Source organism: Pseudomonas sp. BS3767 (genome assembly GCF_900099665.1).
Classification (GTDB): Bacteria; Pseudomonadota; Gammaproteobacteria; order Pseudomonadales; family Pseudomonadaceae; genus Aquipseudomonas; species Aquipseudomonas cerasi.
On record NZ_FNCX01000003.1, the window covers coordinates 478,945 to 500,313 of the forward strand.

General features: G+C 59.6%; 18 protein-coding genes and 1 pseudogene. 15 read left to right on the forward strand and 4 right to left on the reverse strand.

The genetic code is table 11. The features are described 5' to 3' along the window. Window positions 1-25: 25 nt before the first annotated feature. The 11 genes from rlmN (at window position 26) to BLR16_RS11390 (ending at window position 11,377) form a co-directional block, all read left to right on the forward strand. Entirely contained in the window at window positions 26-1,174 is a 1,149-nt protein-coding gene (gene rlmN, locus BLR16_RS11340) for a dual-specificity RNA methyltransferase RlmN (protein WP_003433455.1), read from the forward strand. A gap of 26 nt (window positions 1,175-1,200) precedes the next feature. After that, window positions 1,201-1,959, forward strand: a complete 759-nt coding sequence (gene pilW / locus BLR16_RS11345) for a type IV pilus biogenesis/stability protein PilW (protein WP_003409116.1) — start codon at window positions 1,201-1,203, stop codon at window positions 1,957-1,959. Further along, window positions 1,959-2,969: a RodZ domain-containing protein gene (locus BLR16_RS11350; protein WP_054080729.1), complete on the forward strand. Its 1,011-nt coding sequence runs from the start codon at window positions 1,959-1,961 to the stop codon at window positions 2,967-2,969. Before pilW ends, BLR16_RS11350 begins: the two co-directional genes overlap by 1 nt. A gap of 3 nt (window positions 2,970-2,972) precedes the next feature. After that, the gene (gene ispG / locus BLR16_RS11355) at window positions 2,973-4,082 is read left to right on the forward strand and encodes a flavodoxin-dependent (E)-4-hydroxy-3-methylbut-2-enyl-diphosphate synthase (RefSeq protein WP_003365075.1); all 1,110 of its coding nucleotides are present in this window, start codon (window positions 2,973-2,975) and stop codon (window positions 4,080-4,082) included. Between the two features lie 22 nt (window positions 4,083-4,104). After that, window positions 4,105-5,394 (forward strand): histidine--tRNA ligase, encoded by a 1,290-nt coding sequence (gene hisS / locus BLR16_RS11360; protein ID WP_003365074.1) that lies wholly within the window; start codon window positions 4,105-4,107, stop codon window positions 5,392-5,394. Between the two features lie 39 nt (window positions 5,395-5,433). Continuing rightward, complete coding sequence (locus tag BLR16_RS11365; protein ID WP_002552488.1) at window positions 5,434-6,075, forward strand: YfgM family protein; 642 nt, start codon at window positions 5,434-5,436, stop codon at window positions 6,073-6,075. After that, entirely contained in the window at window positions 6,068-7,222 is a 1,155-nt protein-coding gene (bamB, locus tag BLR16_RS11370; protein ID WP_042930335.1) for an outer membrane protein assembly factor BamB, read from the forward strand. Before BLR16_RS11365 ends, bamB begins: the two co-directional genes overlap by 8 nt. Before the next feature lie 138 nt (window positions 7,223-7,360). Next, the gene (gene der, locus BLR16_RS11375) at window positions 7,361-8,833 is read left to right on the forward strand and encodes a ribosome biogenesis GTPase Der (protein WP_003365072.1); all 1,473 of its coding nucleotides are present in this window, start codon (window positions 7,361-7,363) and stop codon (window positions 8,831-8,833) included. A gap of 110 nt (window positions 8,834-8,943) precedes the next feature. Next, window positions 8,944-10,092, forward strand: coding sequence for a pyridoxal phosphate-dependent aminotransferase (locus BLR16_RS11380; RefSeq protein WP_003365071.1), 1,149 nt, complete (start codon window positions 8,944-8,946; stop codon window positions 10,090-10,092). Further along, window positions 10,080-10,871, forward strand: coding sequence for an amidohydrolase (locus BLR16_RS11385; protein WP_024662103.1), 792 nt, complete (start codon window positions 10,080-10,082; stop codon window positions 10,869-10,871). Before BLR16_RS11380 ends, BLR16_RS11385 begins: the two co-directional genes overlap by 13 nt. A 59-nt stretch (window positions 10,872-10,930) precedes the next feature. After that, window positions 10,931-11,377, forward strand: coding sequence for a FlxA-like family protein (locus BLR16_RS11390; protein ID WP_060708762.1), 447 nt, complete (start codon window positions 10,931-10,933; stop codon window positions 11,375-11,377). A 111-nt stretch (window positions 11,378-11,488) separates the two neighbouring features. Here BLR16_RS11390 and BLR16_RS11395 read toward each other — a convergent pair whose 3' ends face one another. The 4 genes from BLR16_RS11395 to xseA all read right to left on the reverse strand — a co-directional run bounded on the left by BLR16_RS11395 (window position 11,489) and on the right by xseA (window position 16,970). Next, on the reverse strand, window positions 11,489-12,358 hold the full coding sequence (locus BLR16_RS11395; RefSeq protein ID WP_003365065.1) for an isocitrate lyase/PEP mutase family protein: 870 nt from the start codon (window positions 12,356-12,358) through the stop codon (window positions 11,489-11,491). Between the two features lie 356 nt (window positions 12,359-12,714). After that, window positions 12,715-14,385: a 2-isopropylmalate synthase gene (leuA, locus tag BLR16_RS11400; protein ID WP_058416009.1), complete on the reverse strand. Its 1,671-nt coding sequence runs from the start codon at window positions 14,383-14,385 to the stop codon at window positions 12,715-12,717. Between the two features lie 373 nt (window positions 14,386-14,758). Continuing rightward, window positions 14,759-15,583: a M23 family metallopeptidase gene (locus tag BLR16_RS11405; protein WP_058397325.1), complete on the reverse strand. Its 825-nt coding sequence runs from the start codon at window positions 15,581-15,583 to the stop codon at window positions 14,759-14,761. 7 nt (window positions 15,584-15,590) lie between these two features. Further along, entirely contained in the window at window positions 15,591-16,970 is a 1,380-nt protein-coding gene (xseA, locus tag BLR16_RS11410) for an exodeoxyribonuclease VII large subunit (protein ID WP_161437897.1), read from the reverse strand. Between the two features lie 131 nt (window positions 16,971-17,101). Between xseA and BLR16_RS11415 the strand changes: the two genes are divergently transcribed. From BLR16_RS11415 to BLR16_RS28880, 4 genes and pseudogenes are all read left to right on the forward strand, one after another. Continuing rightward, window positions 17,102-17,650, forward strand: coding sequence for a sugar ABC transporter ATPase (locus BLR16_RS11415; protein WP_074805553.1), 549 nt, complete (start codon window positions 17,102-17,104; stop codon window positions 17,648-17,650). Between the two features lie 94 nt (window positions 17,651-17,744). Next, the gene (gene guaB, locus BLR16_RS11420) at window positions 17,745-19,214 is read left to right on the forward strand and encodes an IMP dehydrogenase (RefSeq protein WP_003433443.1); all 1,470 of its coding nucleotides are present in this window, start codon (window positions 17,745-17,747) and stop codon (window positions 19,212-19,214) included. A gap of 105 nt (window positions 19,215-19,319) precedes the next feature. Beyond that, window positions 19,320-20,897 (forward strand): glutamine-hydrolyzing GMP synthase, encoded by a 1,578-nt coding sequence (gene guaA, locus BLR16_RS11425; protein ID WP_055007843.1) that lies wholly within the window; start codon window positions 19,320-19,322, stop codon window positions 20,895-20,897. Between the two features lie 305 nt (window positions 20,898-21,202). After that, window positions 21,203-21,363 (forward strand): annotated as a pseudogene (locus tag BLR16_RS28880) (integrase); the annotation flags it as partial. Between the last annotated feature and the right edge of the window lie 6 nt (window positions 21,364-21,369).

Sequence of the window (21,369 nt, forward strand, 5' to 3'; positions counted from 1 at the left end):
TGACTGACGAGTGAAGGGTGAATTCATGATTGCATCGACTGGTAAAACCAACCTGCTGGGGCTGACTCAACAGGAAATGGAGAAATTCTTCGACTCTATCGGGGAGAAGCGCTTCCGTGCCGGTCAGGTCATGAAGTGGATTCACCACTTCGGCGTCGACGATTTCGACGCGATGACGAACGTCAGCAAGGCCCTGCGCGAAAAGCTCAAGGCCTGTGCCGAAGTTCGCGGTCCCGAAGTGGTCAGCGAGGACATCTCCAGCGACGGCACCCGTAAATGGGTGGTGCGCGTAGAGTCCGGCAGCTGTGTCGAGACCGTCTACATTCCGCAGGGCAAGCGTGGCACCTTGTGTGTTTCGTCCCAGGCGGGCTGTGCCCTGGATTGCAGCTTCTGTTCCACGGGCAAGCAAGGCTTCAACAGCAACCTCACCGCCGCCGAAGTCATCGGTCAGGTGTGGATTGCCAACAAATCCTTCGGCAGCGTCCCGGCGACCGTCGACCGTGCCATCACCAACGTGGTGATGATGGGCATGGGTGAGCCGCTGCTGAACTTCGACAATGTCATTGCCGCCATGCATCTGATGATGGATGACCTGGGGTATGGCATTTCCAAGCGCCGGGTGACCTTGTCCACCTCCGGTGTGGTACCGATGATCGATGAGCTTTCCAAGCACATCGACGTGTCCCTGGCCTTGTCGCTGCACGCACCGAACGATGCGCTGCGCAACCAGTTGGTGCCGCTCAACAAGAAATACCCGTTGAAAATGCTTCTCGAGTCCTGCCGTCGCTATATGTCCAATCTGGGCGAAAAGCGTGTGCTCACCATCGAGTACACCATGCTCAAGGACATCAACGACAAGGTAGAGCACGCGGTCGAGATGATCGAACTGCTCAAGGACACACCTTGCAAGATCAACCTGATTCCGTTCAACCCGTTTCCGCACTCCGGTTACGAGCGTCCCAGCAATAACGCAATCCGTCGTTTTCAGGACCTGTTGCATCAGGCCGGTTATAACGTCACTGTGCGCACCACACGCGGTGAAGATATCGATGCTGCATGCGGCCAGTTGGTCGGGCAGGTGATGGACCGCACACGCCGTAGCGAACGCTACATTGCAGTGCGTGAGTTGAGCGCCGAGGCCGATGCGGCCCCTGTCGCGGTGACTCGAACCTGACTGCGAACCTGACCGAGAGAGACTCCATGCCTGTGCGTGCCTCGCTGCTGCTCTGTGTTGTCGTCCTGCTGACAGCGTGCGTGTCCACCGGTAACGTCAATCCGCTGACGACGGCCCAGGGGCGCGAGGAAGCGCGCAAGGCTTACGTGCAGCTTGGCCTGGGTTATTTCCAGCAGGGGCAGACCGAGCGCGCCAAGGTTCCGCTGAAAAAGGCGCTTGAACTCGACAGCTCGGATGCGCAGGCCAACGCCGCGCTGGCCCTGGTGTTCCAGACAGAGATGGAGCCGGAGCTGGCAGAGCAGTACTTTCGCAAGGCGTTGGCCGCCAGCAATAACGAAACACGTATCGTCAACAATTACGGCAGTTTTCTGTTCGAGCAAAAACGTTACAAGGAAGCCTACGAGCGTTTTGAACAGGCGGCTGCCGACAACCTGTATCCTGAGCGGTCACGGGTTTTTGAAAGCCTGGGCATGACCTCGCTGAAACTGGGCAACCGCGAGCAGGCTCGCGAGCATTTTACCAAGGCATTGCGCCTGGACCGTCAGTTGCCATTATCCTTGCTGGAAATGGCTCAGCTGTCCTACGAAGACAAGCAATATGTGCCGGCGCGTGACTATTACGACCGTTTTAGCCAACTCAGCGAGCAAAATGCACGTAGTCTATTGCTCGGTACACGGCTGGCGAAGATATATGATGATCGTAACAAGGCAGCCAGCTTTGGCCTGCTGTTGAAAAGACTCTATCCCGGTACGCCGGAATATCAGCAATACCTGTCGGAGCAATGATGAAAGCGGCGCATCCCGAAGTTGTAGCAACCAATCGCGTGAATCCTGGAGAAACCCTGCGCCAGGCCCGCGAGAGCAGGAGCTGGTCGCTGCCAGATGTGGCCTTGAGACTCAATCTCACCGTGACCTCCCTGACCAATCTGGAGAACGGCCAGTTTGAAAAGCTGCCTGGGCATACGTTTGCCCGGGGCTACGTGCGTGCCTACGCCAAACTGCTTGACCTTGATCAGGCGGCGCTGGTCGAACAGTTCGACCAGTTCACCGGCACTGACGGTAAGGGCAGTTCGGTCCACGCGCTGGGCCGTATCGAAGAGCCGGTCAGGCTGTCGCACAACATTCTGCGTATCGTCAGCCTGCTGTTGCTGGTGATCCTGGTCGGCGGTGGTTTCTTCTGGTGGCAGGATCAGGCGACCTTGCGCGGCAGGGATCAGTCCGGGCTGAACATGGAGCACGTCGAAGTCGAAAGTGCCGACGGCACCACGCAGATTCACCCGCTCGACGAGCCGGAAGAGCCTGCTGTGGCTGAAACGCCTGCCTCCGGACAAACTTCCTTGCCGTTGAATACCGGTGCGCCTGCCAGTGAGGCGCCAGCTGCTGCGCCAGCGGCCCCGGCTTCCAGCGTTACAGGTCATGCAACCGCACAACCACAAACACAGACGCCTGCTGCTGCCACGCCACCGGCGAGCACGCCGCAAGCCCCCGTTGCTGCGCCGACCGTGCCGTCGATGCCGACTGCACCTGCCGAGCAGCCAGTGCCTGCCGTGGCGGGTGCCGGTCAGGTGACCGTACAGTTCGTTGCCGATTGCTGGACCCAGGTCACTGACGGAAACGGCAAGGTGCTGGTCAGCGGCCTCAAGCGCAAGGGCGACAGTCTGGATGTCAGCGGCAAGCCGCCGTTGACCCTGCGTCTGGGCTACGCGCGCGGTGCGCAGGTCAGCTACAACGGTCAGCCTGTGGATGTAGCACCTTTTACCAGCGGCGAAACTGCTCGCCTGAAGCTAGGGCAATAAGTCATGCACGGCGAATCTCCAATCAAGCGTCGCGAATCCCGGAAAATATGGGTCGGTTCCGTACCAGTCGGCGGTGATGCGCCGATCGCGGTGCAAAGCATGACCAACAGTGATACCAACGATGTGGCCGCTACCGTGGCACAGATCAATCGTCTGGAAGCGGCGGGTGTCGACATCGTGCGTGTTTCGGTGCCCGACATGGACGCTGCCGAAGCATTCGGCCGCATCAAGCAGCTGGTCAAGGTGCCGCTGGTCGCCGACATCCACTTCGATTACCGCATCGCCCTGCGTGTGGCGGAGCTGGGCGTCGACTGTCTGCGTATCAACCCGGGCAATATCGGTCGTGAAGACCGTGTGCGGGCCGTGGTCGATGCTGCGCGTGATCGAGGCATCCCGATCCGTATCGGCGTCAACGCCGGTTCGCTGGAAAAAGACCTGCAGAAGAAGTACGGCGAGCCTACGCCAGAGGCCTTGGTAGAATCTGCGCTGCGCCATGTCGAGCACCTGGAACGCCTGAACTTTCCGGACTTCAAGGTCAGCGTCAAGGCTTCCGATGTGTTTATGGCCGTCGCTGCCTATCGCCTGCTGGCCAAGGAGATTGTTCAGCCGCTGCACCTGGGCATCACCGAAGCCGGTGGCTTGCGTTCAGGTACGGTGAAATCGGCTGTCGGTCTCGGTATGCTGCTCGCCGAAGGAATTGGCGATACTATCCGCATCTCGCTGGCGGCTGACCCGGTCGAGGAAGTGAAGGTCGGGTACGACATTCTCAAATCGTTGCGTCTTCGTTCGCGTGGAATCAACTTCATCGCCTGCCCGAGTTGCTCACGGCAGAACTTCGATGTGGTCAAGACCATGAACGAGCTGGAAGGTCGCCTCGAGGATTTGCTGGTTCCGCTCGATGTTGCGGTCATCGGTTGTGTGGTCAATGGTCCGGGCGAAGCCAAAGAGGCGCATATCGGCCTGACCGGTGGTACGCCGAACCTGATCTACATCGACGGCAAACCCGCGCAGAAACTGACCAATGACAATCTCGTGAATGAGCTGGAACGCTTGATTCGCGAGAAAGCGGCTGAAAAAGCCGAAGCCGACGCCTCGGTCATCGTGCGCGGCTAACCCGGATTGCTAAGGATTTTCTGTGAGTAAGTCTCTACAAGCCATTCGTGGCATGAACGACATCCTGCCCGAGCAGACGCCGCTGTGGCGTCACTTCGAAGGCACTGTTGCCCGTCTGCTGGATAACTACGGTTACCGCCAGATTCGTATGCCTATCGTCGAATTCACCGAGCTGTTCAAGCGCTCCATCGGTGAAGTGACCGATATCGTCGAGAAAGAGATGTACACCTTCGCCGATCGTAACGGTGACTCTCTGACCCTGCGCCCTGAAGGCACTGCCGCATGCGTGCGTGCGGTCCTCGAACACGGCATCACTGGCGGCGGCCAGGTTCAAAAACTGTGGTACATCGGTCCGATGTTCCGTCACGAGCGTCCACAGAAAGGCCGTTATCGTCAGTTTCATCAGATCGGTGTCGAGGTTTTCAACCTGGACGGTCCGGATATTGATGCCGAACTGATTGTCATGACCTGGCGCCTGTGGGGCCTGCTGGGCATCCGCAACGCCGTGAAGCTCGAGCTGAACAGCCTGGGCACCAGCGAGGCGCGTGCGCGTTATCGCGACGCGCTGGTCGAATACCTCTCGGCCCGTCTCGACCAACTGGACGAAGACAGCCAGCGCCGTCTGAAAACCAACCCGCTGCGCGTGCTGGACACCAAGCACCCTGAAACCCAGGCTGTGCTGGTCGATGCGCCGAAACTGGCGGACTACCTGGATGACGAATCCCGCGTTCACTTCGAAGGCCTGAAGGCCCGTCTGGACGCCGCCGGTATTCCTTATGTGATCAATCCCAAGCTGGTGCGTGGCCTGGATTACTACAGCAAGACCGTTTTCGAGTGGGTCACCGATCAACTCGGTGCCCAGGGTACGGTCTGTGCGGGCGGTCGTTACGACGGTCTGGTCGAGCAGATGGGTGGCAAGCCTACTGCAGGCGTCGGTTTCGCGATGGGTATCGAGCGACTGGTTCTGCTGCTCGAAACCCTTGAGCAGGTGCCGGAAGAGATTGCCCGTCAGGTCGATGTCTACCTGTGTGCATTCGGCGAAGCGGCCGAGCTGGCGGCACTGGCACTGACCGAAAAGGTCCGTGATCAGCTGCCGACCCTGCGGTTGCAGGTCAACGCCGGTGCCGGCAGCTTCAAAAGCCAGTTCAAGAAGGCCGACAAGAGCGGTGCGCTGTTCGCACTGATCCTCGGCGAAGAAGAACTGGCGGCGAAGGTCATTGGCGTCAAGCCCCTGCGTGGCCAGGGTGAACAACAAAATATTGCCTGGGATGCTCTGTCAGAGCACCTGGCCTCCTGCGTCGTGCAGGGTTGAAGCTGATTTAACAGCCGTTTAGCGAATAGGAGTATTGGGGTGTCGGGTACCGAAGATGAAGAGCTGGCGGTAATGAAGGACTGGTGGCAGCGCAACGGCAAACCTCTGTTGACCGGCGGTCTGCTTGCGTTGGTCGTGGTTCTGGGTTGGCAGTTCTGGCACAGGTATCAGGCCAGCCAGTCGCAAGGCGCCTCGATGCTTTATCAGCAATTGCTGGAAACCGCACTGACGCCCAGTGGTCAGGCAGACACCGCACGTGTCGCCGAGATCTCCGGCAAACTGAAAAGCGAATTCGGTGGCACTACCTACGCACAGTTCGGTAGCCTGTTCGTCGCCAAGGTGGCGGTCGATGCTGGCAAGCTGGACGATGCTGCAGCCGAGCTGAAAACCGTGGCCGACAAACCTGCCAATGACACGCTGGGCGAGATTGCCCGTCAACGTCTGGCACGCGTGCTGGCTGCGCAGAACAAGACCGATGACGCGCTGAAGCTGCTCGACGGCGATGCCGACAAGGCTTTCCTCGCCAGTCGTGAAGAACTCAAGGGTGACCTGCTGGTACAGCTGGGTCGTACCGACGAGGCGTATGCTGCATACCAAAAGGCCAAATCTGCTCTGTCCGAAGACGCAGCAGTGGGTGGCCTGCAAATGAAGCTCGACGATCTGGCGAAAGGGGATGCGTGACGTGATTCGTTGGAAACATGCAGCATTGCTGGCTCTGGCCATTCTGGCCGCGGGTTGCAGCAGCAACAGCAAAAAGGAATTGCCTCCGGCCGAGCTGACCGACTTCAAAGAAGAAGTGGTTCTGCACAAGCAGTGGAGCCGTTCCATTGGCGACGGTCAGGGCAAGACTTACAACATGCTCGTGCCGGCCATTGATGGCGACCGCATCTATGCGGCTGACGTCACGGGCGAAGTCGTGTCGCTGGACCGTCTGACTGGCGACGTGATCTGGAAGAAGGATCTCGACCTACCCGTTTCCGGTGCAGTCGGCGTGGGCTACGGACTGGTGATGATCGGCACCCTCAAGGGTGAAGTGATTGCCATGGATGCCACGTCCGGTGAAGAAAAGTGGCGCGCTCGCGTCACCAGCGAAGTGCTGGCTCCGCCTGCCACCAACGGTTCCGTGGTCGTTGTCCAGACTCAGGATGACCGCATCGTCGGTTTCGACGCCTCTACCGGTTCGCAGCTCTGGATCTACGAAAGTACCCCGGCGGTGCTGACCCTGCGCGGTACCGGTGCTCCGCTGGCGACCAACCGTCTTGCCGTGGCAGGTCTGTCGACCGGCAAGGTCGTCGCTCTGGATATCACCAACGGCGTGCCGATCTGGGAGCAGCGTGTTGCCATCCCGCAAGGTCGCTCGGAACTGGATCGTGTGGTCGATATCGACGGCGGCCTGTTGCTGTCCGGCGGTACGCTGTACGTTGCTACCTATCAGGGCCGCGTCGCCGGTCTCGATCTGGAAAGCGGTCGTGTCCTCTGGCAGCGTGATGCTTCGAGCTACTCGGGTGTCGCCCAGGGCTTTGGCAGCGTCTATGCCACTCTGGCGTCCGGTACTGTCGAAGGTATCGACGAGCGTTCGTCCTCTGCACTGTGGAGCAACGAATCACTGGCTCGCCGCCAGCTCGGCGCGCCGGAAGTGTATTCCAGCTACGTAGCGGTCGGTGACATGGAAGGCTACCTGCACCTGTTGAGCCAGGTGGACGGTCGTTTTGTCGGTCGCGAACGTATCGACAGCGACGGCCTGCGTGCGCGTCCGCTGGTGGTTGGGGACATGATTTACGTGTATGGCAACAGCGGCAAACTGGAAGCCCTGACCATCAAGCAATAAGTGTCCATGCCCGGGGCCAATGGCCCCGGGTGCCCTTGCTTCGGCAAGGCTGCGGTGCCTTTGTGGCATCGCCCCGAACTCCGGCCGCTGCCCTGCAGCGGCTTTTGTATTTTCTGAAATAACGAAGTGGAGAGCCGCATGGTTCCCGTAATCGCCCTGGTGGGTCGACCGAACGTCGGCAAGTCCACCATGTTCAACCGCCTGACCAGGACTCGCGACGCCATTGTCGGCGATCTGTCCGGTCTTACCCGTGATCGCCAATACGGAGAGGCGAAGTGGCAAGGGCGCTCCTATATTCTGATCGACACCGGCGGTATCTCCGGTGACGAGCATGGCATGGACGAAAAGATGGCCGAGCAGTCGCTGCTGGCCATTGAAGAAGCCGATGTGGTGCTGTTTCTGGTGGACGCCCGTGCGGGCTACACCGCTGCTGATCAGATGATTGGTGAGCACCTGCGCAAGCGCAACAAGCGTTCCTACGTGGTTGCCAACAAGATCGACAACATCGACGAGAACCTGGCACGCGCCGAGTTCAGCCCGATGGGCCTGGGCGACGCCATTCCGGTGGCCGGTGCCCACGGTCGTGGTATCTCGCAGATGCTCGAAATCGCTCTGCGCGAATTCCCCAGAGACGAAGACGAGCCTGAAGAGGGTGTTGAGGTCGAGGAAGTCGCCGAAGGTCAGGAAGCCAAGCGCATTCCCGGCCCTAGCGAGAAAGACGGCATCAAGATCGCCATCATCGGTCGTCCCAACGTCGGCAAGTCGACGCTGGTCAACCGTATGCTGGGTGAAGACCGGGTTATCGTCTATGACGAGCCAGGCACCACGCGCGACAGTATCTACATTCCCTTCGAGCGTAACGAAGAGAAGTACACGCTGATCGACACCGCCGGTGTGCGCAAGCGCGGCAAGATCCACGAGGAAGTTGAAAAGTTCTCGGTGGTCAAGACGCTGCAGGCCATCAAGGACGCCAACGTGGTGATCTTTGTGATGGACGCCCGCGAAGGTGTGGTCGACCACGACCTGAACCTGCTGGGCTTCGCCCTTGAAGCGGGTCGTGCGCTGGTCATCGCGCTGAACAAGTGGGACGGCATGACGCCGGGCGAACGCGATTTCGTGAAGATCGAGCTGGAGCGCCGGTTGTTCTTCGTCGACTTCGCCGACATCCACTTCATCTCCGCACTGCACGGCACGGGCGTGGGCAACCTGTATCAGTCGGTACAGAACTCGTTCAAGTCTGCGGTAACCCGCTGGCCAACCAGCCGCCTGACCCAGATTCTCGAAGATGCGGTCAGCGAGCATGCGCCACCGATGGTCGGCAGCCGCCGCATCAAGCTGCGCTACGCTCACTTGGGTGGTGCCAACCCGCCGCTGATCGTGATCCACGGTAATCAGGTCGAGAAAGTACCCAAGTCCTACGTCCGTTACCTGGAAAACACTTACCGGCGTGTGCTCAAACTGGTCGGTACGCCGATCCGTATCGAGTTCAAGGGCGGCGAGAACCCGTATGAAGGCAACAAGAACACGCTCACCGACCGTCAGGTCAACAAGAAGCGTCGGATGATGTCGCACCACAAGAAGGCCGACAAGAAGCGCCGCGACAAGCGCTGAGTCAGCATCTGGAAAAAGGCGCTTCGGCGCCTTTTTTTGTGTCCGTTTAATGGGCTATCCTGCCTGACCCCGTGCCGCCCGGTGCCGGGAGATTGCAGGGAAAGGGTTCCATGATCGACAGCAAGTTGCCCAACGTGGGCACCACTATCTTCACCGTCATGTCACAGCTGGCCGCCGAAACCGGAGCTATCAACCTGTCCCAGGGGTTTCCTGATTTTGACGGGCCGCAGGCGCTGCGTGATGCGGTCTGCCGACACGTCACTCAAGGCCATAACCAATACTCACCGATGACCGGGCTGCCTGCGCTTCGTCAGCAAGTTGCGGCAAAGATCGCCCGCAGCTATGGGCGTACGGTCAATGCGGACACTGAAATCACTATTACACCGGGTGCCACCCAGGCGATTTTCTGCGCGATCCATAGCGTTATTCGTGCTGGCGATGAAGTGATCATTTTCGACCCTTGTTATGACAGCTACGAGCCTGCCGTCGAACTGGCCGGTGGGCGCTGCGTTCATGTGCAACTGGGGCTGGATGACTTCTCCATCGACTGGCAAAAGCTCAGCGATGCGCTGAGCCCCCGTACCCGCATGATTGTCATCAACAGCCCGCACAACCCCAGCGGCGCTCTGATCAGTCGTTCAGAGCTTGATCGACTGGCCGCGCTGATCGCCGATCGCGACATTTACCTGCTCAGCGATGAAGTCTATGAACACCTGGTGTTTGACGGCGCACGCCACGTCAGTGTGCTCGACCACGAAGCGCTGTATCAGCGCGCCTTCGTCGTCAGCTCGTTCGGCAAGACCTATCACGTCACAGGCTGGAAAACCGGTTACGTGGTCGCGCCGCCTGCGCTGACGTCCGAACTGCGCAAGGTGCATCAGTATGTGAGCTTCTGTGGTGTCACGCCGTTGCAATACGCATTGGCCGACTTCATGGCCGAACACCCTGAGCATGTCGATGAACTGCCAGGCTTCTATCAGGCCAAGCGCGACTTTTTCTGCAGTCATCTGGCCGAGTCGCGTTTCAGCTTCCGGCCGGTGGGCGGGACTTATTTCCAGTTGGTCGATTACTCGCAGATCAGGCCCGACCTCAATGACGTCGACATGGCCTTGTGGATGACCCGTGAGCATGGCGTGGCGAGCATTCCGATTTCGGTGTTCTACCAGAGCCCGCCAGAAGGGCAGCGCCTGATCCGCCTGTGCTTCGCCAAACAGGAAGAGACGCTGCGTCTGGCGGCGGAGAAACTATGCGCGATATAAGCGGGCTGCCCAACCTCAACCTCGCACTGATCCAGACCACGCTGGCGTGGCATGATCGCGAGGCCAATCTCGAGCATTTCGAGCCATTGCTGGATCAGGCGCGCGGCGCGGACCTGGTGATCCTGCCAGAGATGTTCACCACCGGGTTCTCGATGGAGTCCGAGGCCCTGTCAGAGCCGGAAGCCGGGCCTACATCGCTATGGCTATTGGCGCAGGCCAGGCGTATCAACGCCGTGGTAACCGGCAGCGTCATGATGCGCGCTGCCGATGGCAGTCATCGCAATCGCCTGTTGTGGGCGCGGCCAGACGGTGAACTGCTGCATTACGACAAGCGTCATCTGTTTCGCATGGCCGGTGAACACGAGCACTACACGCCGGGTGATCGCCAGGTGATGTTTGAGCTCAACGGCTGGCGTGTACGCCCGCTGATCTGCTATGACCTGCGCTTTCCGGTCTGGAGCCGTGACGCCCAGGACACCGATCTGTTGCTGTACACCGCCAACTGGCCGGGCGCACGGCGTCTGCACTGGAACCGCCTGCTGCCCGCCAGAGCCATTGAAAACCTGTGCTACGTGGCGGCGGTCAATCGCGTCGGGTCGGACGGCAAGGGCTTTGCGTACACCGGTGACAGTCAGGTCCTGGATTTTCAGGGCGAGAGCCTGTTGAGCGCGGGCGAAGCGGATGGAGTGTTCAGGGCGACGCTCAGCGCGGCAGACCTGCAAGCCTACCGTACGCGGTTTCCGGCTGGGCTGGACGCGGACTCTTTCAATATTCAATAAAAGTACTTCAGAATGTTTCCAGTCGGCCGATAGCTGTTCCAGACTTCCAGGAGACCGTCATGACTACTATCAATACCTCCACGCTGAACAGTTACTCAAGCTCGTTGACGCTAACGGTCAAGCCTACTGATGCTGAAACGGCCAAGACCGCGACTGCTGTCGCCACCACGACTACCGAAACGGAGAAAAGCTCTGATCAGGCGTCGACTGAAGGTGGCAAGGCCGGTGCAGCGGGTGGCGGCGGCAGCGTGGGTGGCTCCAGTGAATCGTCTCTCAATCAGACGATCGAGCAGATAAAGCAGCAGATCAAGGACGCTCAGAAGCAACTCGCCGAGCAGAAGGCGCAGCTGGCTGCTGCTCAAAGCGGTAAAGGGTCAGCGGAAGAGAAGGCGCAGAAGTCCATGGCGATTCAGGGCCAGATCGCGACCATCAGCGCCAACCTGCAGACGTTGCAGGCCTCGTTGCTGCAGCTGGAAACCGGTGGCGGTGTAAACACCACCGCGTGATATCGCCTGCTTTGCGTTCGAAGTGATGCTCATCATGCCCGCGCACAGTGTTGCGTGGGCATTCAGCTGCTTGCGCCCCTGATCAGGCGGCGCAGCGTCCAGCGTTGCCTGTCACTCATTCACGTTCATGAACTTACGGGCCCACTCTACGTAGTCTTCAGGCTGCGTGTAGGTGTGGGTCAGTTCAGTCGCACTCATGTTCGACTCGTTGCCCAGTATCTGACGCTGCTCGCGCAGGCAGTCATAGGTGGCCTTGATCGCCGCGAAGTACGCTGCGTGGCCATGCACGCAAATCCTCACACCCATCTCGGCAAGGCGCGCGTTGTCGTGCAGTTCCGGGTTGCCGTACGTCACCAGCATCAGCGGTACGGTCACGCCTTCGGATATCTGCGCCAGGTGATCGAAGTCACGAATGCCGACGATGGTAATGCCGTCAGCTCCGGCAGCCTGATACTGCTGAACCCGGCTGATGGCTTCCTGAACCGGAATGATCGCTGCGTTGGTACGAGCGAAAATCGACATCTCTGGATCGACGCGAGCCTCCAGCGCTGCGCGGATCTTGCCAACACCTTCGGCAGTGGAGATCAGATCAGTGGATTTGCGTCCGAACTGTGCCGGCAGCAGGGTATCTTCGATCGTCAGTGCAGAAATACCGGCACGTTCCAGTTCGACAACGGTGCGCATGACGTTAAGGGCATTGCCATAACCATGGTCTGCGTCCGCGATGACCGGGAGCTGTGCGACACGGCCGATGCGCGTGGCCTGTTCAACGAATTCGCTCAGGGTGATCAGGGCGAAGTCAGGGGCTGCCAGGACTTGCAGCGACGCCACGGAGCCGCCGAGGATGCCTACTTCAAAGCCCAGATCCGCTGCGATTCGCGCTGACATGGGGTCGAACACCGAGGCTGTGTGAAAGCAAGCGTTCGACGAGGTGAGCGCACGGAAGCTACGGCGCAAATCTTGATGGGAAGCCTTGGGCATAATCGCTCCAAATGTGATTGGATCAGCTCAGCGTACCGAGGCCGATGGTAATTTCAATGCACGGTGGGTCTGCCCGAGCATTCTTTTCGTCCGGAAATCAATGCAATAGTCGTCTTGGTTTTATAGGAAAGGTGCAGCTGGCAGGTAAGTCCGAGCAGGCATCGTCAGCATATGAATTGCTGTTGGATTGGGCGCGCTCTGGAGTAAGGGCAGCATGCTACCACAGCATAAATGAAAAAGATTATGCCGAAACAGGCAGGGTCATGCGCGGAATGCAAGAGGCTGGTGCAGTGTGAGGCGGGGAGGGAAGAGGGCGATGCGGATGACGGACCTGCGTCCGCCATCCGGCTATCGAATCAGGCCGCTTTGGCCTGGGTCTGGCTGAGTGAACGATTCAGGGCACTGAACAGGGCGCGGAAGCTCGCCGTGGTGATGTTTTCATCGATGCCCACGCCATGGACGGCGCGTTCGCCATTCACGCGCAGCTCGATGTAGGCGGCCGCCTTGGCGGTGGTACCCGAGCCGATCGCATGCTCGTTGTAATCCATGATTTCCACGGCCACCGGCAGACCGGCAACCAGTGCTTCCAGGGCGCCCTTGCCCTTGCCGCGCCAGTGCTGGGTTTCGCCGTCGACGTGCACCTCGGCATCCACCGAGCTGTTGCCGTTCTCCTCCTGCAACTTATGGCTGATCAGCGCATAAGGAACGTTGGCTTGCAGGTACTCACGACGCAACAGCGAGTGAATCTGCTCGGCCGTCATCTCCAGACCCAGACGATCGGTTTCACCCTGAACCACCTGGCTGAACTCGATCTGCATGCGGCGTGGCAGGGAGATGCCATATTCCTGTTCCAGCAGGTAAGTGATGCCACCTTTGCCCGACTGGCTGTTGACGCGAATCACCGCCTCGTAGCTGCGACCGATGTCGGCCGGGTCAATCGGCAGGTAAGGCACTTCCCACAACTCGCCTTCCTTCTGCTGGGTGAAACCCTTGCGAATCGCATCCTGGTGCGAACCGGAGAACGCGGTGTGCACCAGGTCGCCAACGTACGGGTGACGTGGGTGCACAGGAATCTGGTTGCATTCTTCGACGACCTTGCGCACACCGTCGATATCCGAGAAATCCAGCTCCGGGTTGATGCCTTGGGTGTAAAGGTTCAGGGCCACGGTGACCAGATCGACGTTGCCGGTCCGCTCGCCGTTACCGAACAGGCAGCCCTCGACGCGATCTGCGCCGGCCATCAGGCCCAGCTCGGTAGCGGCAACGCCCGTACCACGGTCGTTGTGGGTATGCAGGCTGATCAGCACGCTGTCGCGGCGGGTAATATTGCGGCCGAACCATTCGATCTGGTCAGCGTAAATATTGGGTGTCGCCACTTCCACGGTGGCCGGGAGGTTGAGGATCACCTTGTTCTCGGGCGTCGGGTTCCACACCTCGATCACCGCATCGCAGACTTCCTTGGCGAATTCCAGCTCGGTCGCACTGAAGGTTTCCGGCGAGTACTCGAAGGTCCACTGGGTTTCAGGCTGTTGTGCTGCATATTTGACGAACAGCTTGGCCGCGTTGACCGCGATCTCTTTCACCCCGGCCTTGTCCTGATTGAAGACGATGCGGCGGAACGACGGGCTGGTCGCGTTATACAGGTGGACGATGGCCTTTTTCGCGCCGCGCAGCGATTCGAAGGTGCGGGCGATCAGGTCTTCGCGAGCCTGGGTCAGTACCTGGATGGTGGTGTCATCCGGGATATGGCCGTCTTCGATCAGGGTACGCACGAAGTCGAAGTCAGTCTGCGAAGCCGATGGAAAGGATGCCTCGATTTCCTTGACGCCAACGCTGACCAGGGTTTTCCAGAAGCGCAGTTTCTTGGCCGCGTCCATGGGTTCGATCAGCGACTGGTTGCCGTCGCGCAGGTCGGAGCTGCACCAGATCGGCGCTGCATCGATGGTCCTCGAAGGCCAGGTGCGGTCAGGCAGATCAATGGTCGGGAACGCACGGTACTTCTTCGAAGGGTCTTTGAGCATGGTCATCAGGAAATCCTTTTGTATTCACGGGGCCGGGGTTGGGCGGCCTGCCGTTCTGGATAGATAGCACAGGGAATTGCGAACACAGGGACGAGGCACAGCATGCTAGCCAGGCAGTCGGGCGCTGACCAGGCTGAGGCACCGGTGTTGGCGCAACAGAATAAGGGTTTGAGAGGTTTTCATGAGACCAACCGTAACCATTGGCATGGATGATGGCAAGCACTTGAAAAAGATTGGAATAAATTCTCGAAAATACGTCTTTGGCGAGTTTTTATAGCGGTATTTAAAGCGTTATATCCAGGTTATTGTTGGTCAAAAGCGATGTGCGCAAGTGAGGGCTTGCGTGAGCGAGCGCCGTAACGCTCGCTCACCAACAGGCTTACGGCTGAAAAGCGCCGATGAAGATCGCCGGGTCCACGCGCGCATCGTTGAGGCTGACGTTCCAGTGCATGTGCGGCCCGGTTGCGCGACCGGTGGCGCCGACCTTGCCGACCACTCCGCCACGCGCGACGAGGTCGCCGACCTTCACGTCGATCTTCGACATATGGCAAAACATGCTGATGAAGCCTTGCCCGTGATCGACGAATACGGTGTTGCCATTGAAGAAGTAATTGCCGGTCAGGATGACCTTGCCCGCTGCCGGGGACTTGATCGGTGTGCCGGCCGGAACCGCGAAGTCGAGTCCCGAATGCGGGTTGCGCTCTTCGCCGTTGAAGAAGCGACGCACGCCGAACTTGCTCGACAGCGGGCCGTTGACCGGCTTGTCCAGAATCAGGTTGCTTGGCGTGCCTGGGCTGAAACTGCGGTAAGCGCGCAGTTGCTCGGCCAATTCGCCCTCGATGCGTTTGTTGTCTTCAGGGTTTGGATTGACCTGACGTTTGTTCTTGAGCGTGATGTGCTGCTCCGGGTATTTCTTGCTGCCAACGTTGAAGTTGAGCGTGCGCCCGCCGGACGTGACTTGCTGAGTGCCGGGTTTGACGGTCAACGGAATGCCCACGATGGCCAGCCAGCGCGTGCCCTGTTCCTTGACCACCAGCACCGGTTTGCCTTGATAGGTGGCGGTCGGAGCCTGAGCGCCAGTGCCCAGATCGACAACCGCCACGCCGCCTGGCACCGGTTTGTCGAGTGCGCGGGTAATAAAGCTGTCAGCGTGAGCGGGAAGACAGAGCAGCAGGGCGAACAGCGGGGCGATAAAACGTAGCATCAGGCAGTCAGTCCAGAAGGGAGAGGGTCACGGGTGTGAGGTGATTGTCTTCAACGCGCACTTGCAGTTCGCCTTCGCCGAGCCTGGCGGTAAGCCGTTGGCCCGTTTGCGTCTGTGCCGCGCTGCGGATCGCGTGGCCGCGCTCGTCGAGCAGGATGCTGTAACCGCGTCCCAGTGTGGCGAGCGGGCTGACCACGTTGAGGGTCTGCACCTGACTTTGCAGTTGCAGCTTGCGCGCCTTGATCTGTTCACGAATGGCTCGCGGCAGGCGCTCGGCCAGGGCATCCAGACGCTGGCGCAAAAAGGCCAGGGTCCGCCCCGGGTGCTGGGCAGCAAGGCGGCTCTGCAGGTGCGCCAGACGCACTTGGCGTTGATGCATGTTCTGTTCGAAGGCGCGGCGCAGGCGCATGTCCAGATCATCCAGCCGTTGCGACTGTTGACGCAAGCGCTCGCCAGGGTGGCGCAGACGCCGGGAAATACCCTCCAGACGCAGCCGCTCGCGCATCAGGCGGTCCTGCATGCGGCTGACCAGTCGCCGGTGCAGGTTGTCGACGCGTCGATGCAGGTCGCTGGAATCCGGGGCGAGCAGTTCGGCGGCAGCGGAGGGCGTCGGTGCGCGCACGTCGGCGACAAAGTCGCTGATGGATACATCGGTTTCATGCCCGACAGCGCTGACAATCGGCGTCACGCACGCGTCGATGGCGCGGGCGACAGCTTCTTCGTTGAAGCACCACAGGTCCTCCAGCGAGCCGCCACCACGGGCCAGGATCAACGCATCGAAGCCCCTGCTGTCGGCCAGCTTCAGCGCGCGGACAATCTGGTTGATCGCCTCGCGACCCTGAACGGCTGTGGGAATCAATGTCAGCTCGACCCGCGGCGCGCGACGGCGGAACACGCTGATGATGTCGCGGATCACCGCACCGGTCGGAGAACTGATAATCCCGATACGTTGCGGGTGCAGCGGCGGTGCGACCTTGCGCTCGGCGCTGAACAGGCCTTCGTCGCTGAGCTTGGCTTTCAACGCATCGAATGCCAGGCGCAACGCACCATCACCGGCAGGTTCCACCGTGTCGAGAATCAACTGATAGTCGCCGCGGCCTTCAAACAGCGAGACCTTGCCGCGCACCTTGACCTGCAAGCCGTCCTTGAGCGCCTGACGCACACGTGCCGCGCTCTGCCGGAACAAGGCACAGCGCACCTGCGCGCCAGAGTCCTTCAGCGTGAAGTACACATGGCCCGACGCCGGGCGCGAGAGGTTGGAGATCTCCCCCTCGACCCAGATGCTGCTGAACACGTCTTCCAGCAGCACACGGGCACGGCCGTTGAGCTGGCTGACAGTAAGGACTTCCCGGTCGAGGCCGAGTCTTGCGAAAGGGTCTTTGATCATGTCCGGCATCATAATGGCAATGCCGGTCTGGCGCACAGGTCTGTCTCGTCGGTAAAGGCAGGATTGCTTCTTGACCTGAATGGCCAGCCTATTAAGCTGCGGCCTCGAACAGCTTTAAGCGACGCTCCGTTATGAACACCCAAAGCATCATCGTCCCGCAAATTTCCACCTTTCCCGGGCACGAGGCCAGGGCGCGGCTGATCCTGCGCTGGCTGGTCAAGCTCGATGTGGTCGAGCCGGAGTTGACCACGTGTGGACGCACCTATAACAAGATGGCCTGCGCAGTGGCACCCGGAGCGAAGCGGGTGGTGAAGAACCCCGATGCGTTGCCGTTCGGGCAGGTCGTCAATGGCCTGGAAATCGTCACCAAGCGCTGCATCTATACCCCGCTGAACGACTTTGCCGAAGAGGCCGGTTGCCCGGAGTGTCGCCGCGAAGTAGGGGAGGCGCTGTTCGACAGCCTGGAAGACTGGATGCCCGGTCACACCGATAATTTCACCTGCCCCGAATGCCGCCACGAAGATGACATCAACGGCTTTCTTTTTCTCGACGCCTGCGGGTTTTCCAACCTCGGTTTCATCTTCAATAACTGGCTGGATGCGTCGTTCACGCAGACCTTTCTGGATGACTTCGCCGAACGTCTGGATCGCCCGGTCTCCTGCGTTAATGTGCGTCTATAAACAGCTTTGATAATAGGCTGAGGTTTACATTGAGCCGGGCGGGGTCTGTGGGTATAATGGCGCGCTTCCAATTTCCCGCCCGGGAGCCCCCGCGATGCTGCGTATCAGTCAAGAAGCCCTTACATTCGACGACATTCTCCTTGTGCCCGGTTATTCCGAGGTACTTCCCAACGAAGTCAGTCTGAAAACCCGTTTGACCCGTGGCATCGAGCTGAATATACCTTTGGTCTCTGCTGCAATGGATACAGTCACCGAGGCCCGTCTGGCAATTGCCATGGCCCAGGAAGGCGGTATCGGTATCATCCACAAGAACATGACCATCGAGCAGCAAGCTGCCGAAGTGCGCAAGGTCAAGAAGTTCGAGGCCGGCGTCGTTAAAGACCCGATCACGATCGAAGCCGACGCCACTGTTCGCGATCTGTTCGAACTCACCCGCATGCACAACATTTCCGGCGTACCGGTTCTGCACAATGGCGACCTGGTCGGCATCGTGACGTCCCGCGACGTACGCTTCGAAAACCGTCTTGATGTCCCTGTTCGCGAAGTGATGACGCCCAAAGAGCGCTTGGTCACTGTGCGCGAAGGCGCCGACAAGAACGAAGTGCGCGAACTGCTGCACAAGCACCGTCTGGAAAAAGTCCTGATCGTCGACGGCAACTTCGCGCTCAAGGGCATGATGACCGTCAAGGACATCGAAAAAGCCAAGGCTTACCCGCTGGCCAGCAAGGACGATCAGGCTCGCCTGCGCGTCGGCGCTGCAGTCGGTACCGGCAAGGACACCGGCGAGCGCGTCACCGCACTGGTCGCGGCTGGCGTTGACGTCGTGGTCGTCGATACCGCTCACGGCCATTCCAAAGGCGTGATCGACCGCGTTCGCTGGGTCAAGGAAAACTTCCCTCAGGTGCAGGTCATCGGCGGCAACATCGCCACCGGCGAAGCAGCCAGGGCACTGGTTGCCGCAGGCGCCGATGCAGTCAAGGTCGGTATCGGCCCGGGCTCCATCTGCACCACGCGTATCGTTGCCGGTGTCGGCGTGCCGCAGATCAGCGCCATCGCCAACGTCTCCGCTGCCCTTGAAGGCACTGGCGTGCCGATGATCGCCGACGGAGGTATCCGCTTCTCCGGTGATCTGTCCAAGGCTATCGTGGCTGGCGCCTCCTGCGTGATGATGGGCTCGATGTTCGCCGGTACTGAAGAAGCGCCAGGCGAGATCGAACTGTTCCAGGGTCGTTCCTACAAGGCCTATCGCGGCATGGGTTCGCTGGGTGCGATGTCCCAGGCGCAAGGCTCTTCCGATCGCTACTTCCAGGATTCGTCCGCAGGTGCCGAGAAACTGGTGCCGGAAGGTATCGAAGGCCGTGTGGCCTATAAAGGTCCGTTGTCGGCCATCATCCATCAGTTGATGGGCGGCCTGCGTTCCTCCATGGGTTACACCGGCAGTGCCGACATCGAGCAGATGCGCACCAAGCCCGAGTTCGTTCGCATTACTGGCGCCGGTATGGCTGAGTCCCACGTCCATGACGTGCAGATCACCAAGGAAGCGCCGAACTATCGCGTCGGTTGATCCGGACTGCATCGGGGTGTTTGCCTCGATGCAGGCCAGCAAGTTTCATAGCCGGGGCTGTTGACGCAGCCCCGTGTCGTTTCTGTTTTTTGACGAGAATGAGTCATGGCCCTCGACATTCACGCCCACCGTATCCTGATCCTCGACTTCGGTTCCCAGTACACCCAGCTTATCGCCCGCCGCGTGCGCGAAATCGGCGTGTATTGCGAGCTGCATCCGTTTGACATGGACGACGAAGCGATCCGCGAATTCGCTCCAAAAGGCGTGATCCTCGCCGGCGGCCCCGAGTCCGTACACGAAGCCGACAGCCCGCGCTGCCCGCAAGCGGTATTTGACCTGGGTGTGCCGGTTTTCGGTATCTGCTACGGCATGCAGACCATGGCCGAGCAGTTGGGCGGCAAGGTTGCCGGTTCCGAGCTGCGCGAGTTCGGCTACGCTCGCGTTGACGTAGTCGGCAAAAGCCGTCTGCTCGATGGTATTGAAGACCATATCGACGCCGACGGCCTGTTTGGCCTCGACGTATGGATGAGTCACGGTGACAAGGTCACCAAACTGCCGGAAGACTTCCACATTCTGGCCAGCACCCCGAGCTGCCCGATTGCCGGTATGGCTGACGACGCGCGCGGTTACTACGGCGTGCAGTTCCACCCGGAAGTGACTCACACCAAGCAGGGCGGTCGCATCCTGTCGCGTTTCATCCTCGACATCTGCGGCTGCGAAGCACTGTGGACCCCTTCGAAGATTGCTGAAGACGCTATCGCTCAGGTTCGCGCTCAGGTCGGTACTGACAACGTGTTGCTGGGCCTTTCCGGCGGCGTTGACTCCTCCGTGGTCGCGGCGCTGTTGCACAAGGCCATCGGCGATCAACTGACCTGCGTATTCGTCGACAACGGCCTGCTGCGTCTGCATGAAGGCGAGCAAGTGATGGCCATGTTCGCCGAGAACATGGGCGTCAAGGTGATCCGCGCCAACGCCGAAGAACAGTTCCTGAACAACCTGGAAGGCGAGAGCGATCCAGAGAAGAAGCGCAAGATCATCGGCCGTACCTTCATCGACGTGTTCGATGCCGAGTCCTGCAAGCTGGACAACATCAAGTACCTGGCGCAAGGCACCATCTACCCGGACGTCATCGAGTCCGCTGGCGCGAAAAGCGGCAAGGCCCACGTCATCAAGTCGCACCACAACGTGGGCGGCCTGCCGGAAGAAATGAACCTCAAGCTCGTCGAGCCACTGCGCGAACTGTTCAAGGACGAAGTCCGCCGCCTGGGCCTCGAACTTGGCCTGCCCTACGACATGGTCTACCGCCACCCATTCCCCGGCCCAGGCCTGGGCGTGCGCATCCTCGGCGAAGTGAAGAAGGAATACGCCGACCTCCTGCGTCGTGCCGACCACATCTTCATCGAAGAACTGCGTAAGGCCGACTGGTACCACAAGGTCAGCCAGGCATTCGTAGTGTTCCAGCCAGTCAAATCAGTGGGCGTCGTCGGCGACGGCCGCCGCTACGCCTGGGTCGTCGCGCTGCGCGCGGTCGAAACCATCGACTTCATGACTGCTCGTTGGGCGCACCTGCCTTATGAGCTGCTGGAGACAGTGAGCGGTCGGATCATCAACGAGATCGAAGGGATTTCGCGGGTGACTTACGATGTGTCGAGCAAGCCGCCGGCTACGATTGAGTGGGAATGATTGGGTGGCCGGCATCGTCCGGCACGATCTAGCAAAAATGCCCTGGAGCCCGCGTAATTGCGGGCTTTTGGCTTTTTGGGGTTGGTGAGTTCTGGCAGCTTTGTGCATCGCCAAGCACCGTGGTTATTTGGAATGGTACGGGTATCGACTGAGACAAATGTTATACCTGGTGCTCTATACCATGTCGCAGTGGTAGGGAAGGGCATGGTATAAAATTTCATTATCAGCCCGTTTTTTATTAGATTTCTCGTGGTGCATGAGTGATTTTCTGAGCATGGTATTTTTTACATGGTTCCGCGACTGCCATGCTTACTAATACCAAGATGCGTAACCTCAAACCGAAAGAAAAACTCTACAAAGTAAACGACCGCGACGGCTGTACTTGGTCGTCACCGCTGCCGGTTCCATCTCACTTCGTTACAACTACTCAATTAACGGCCGTCAGTCGTCTCCTACACTTGGGAAACCACGG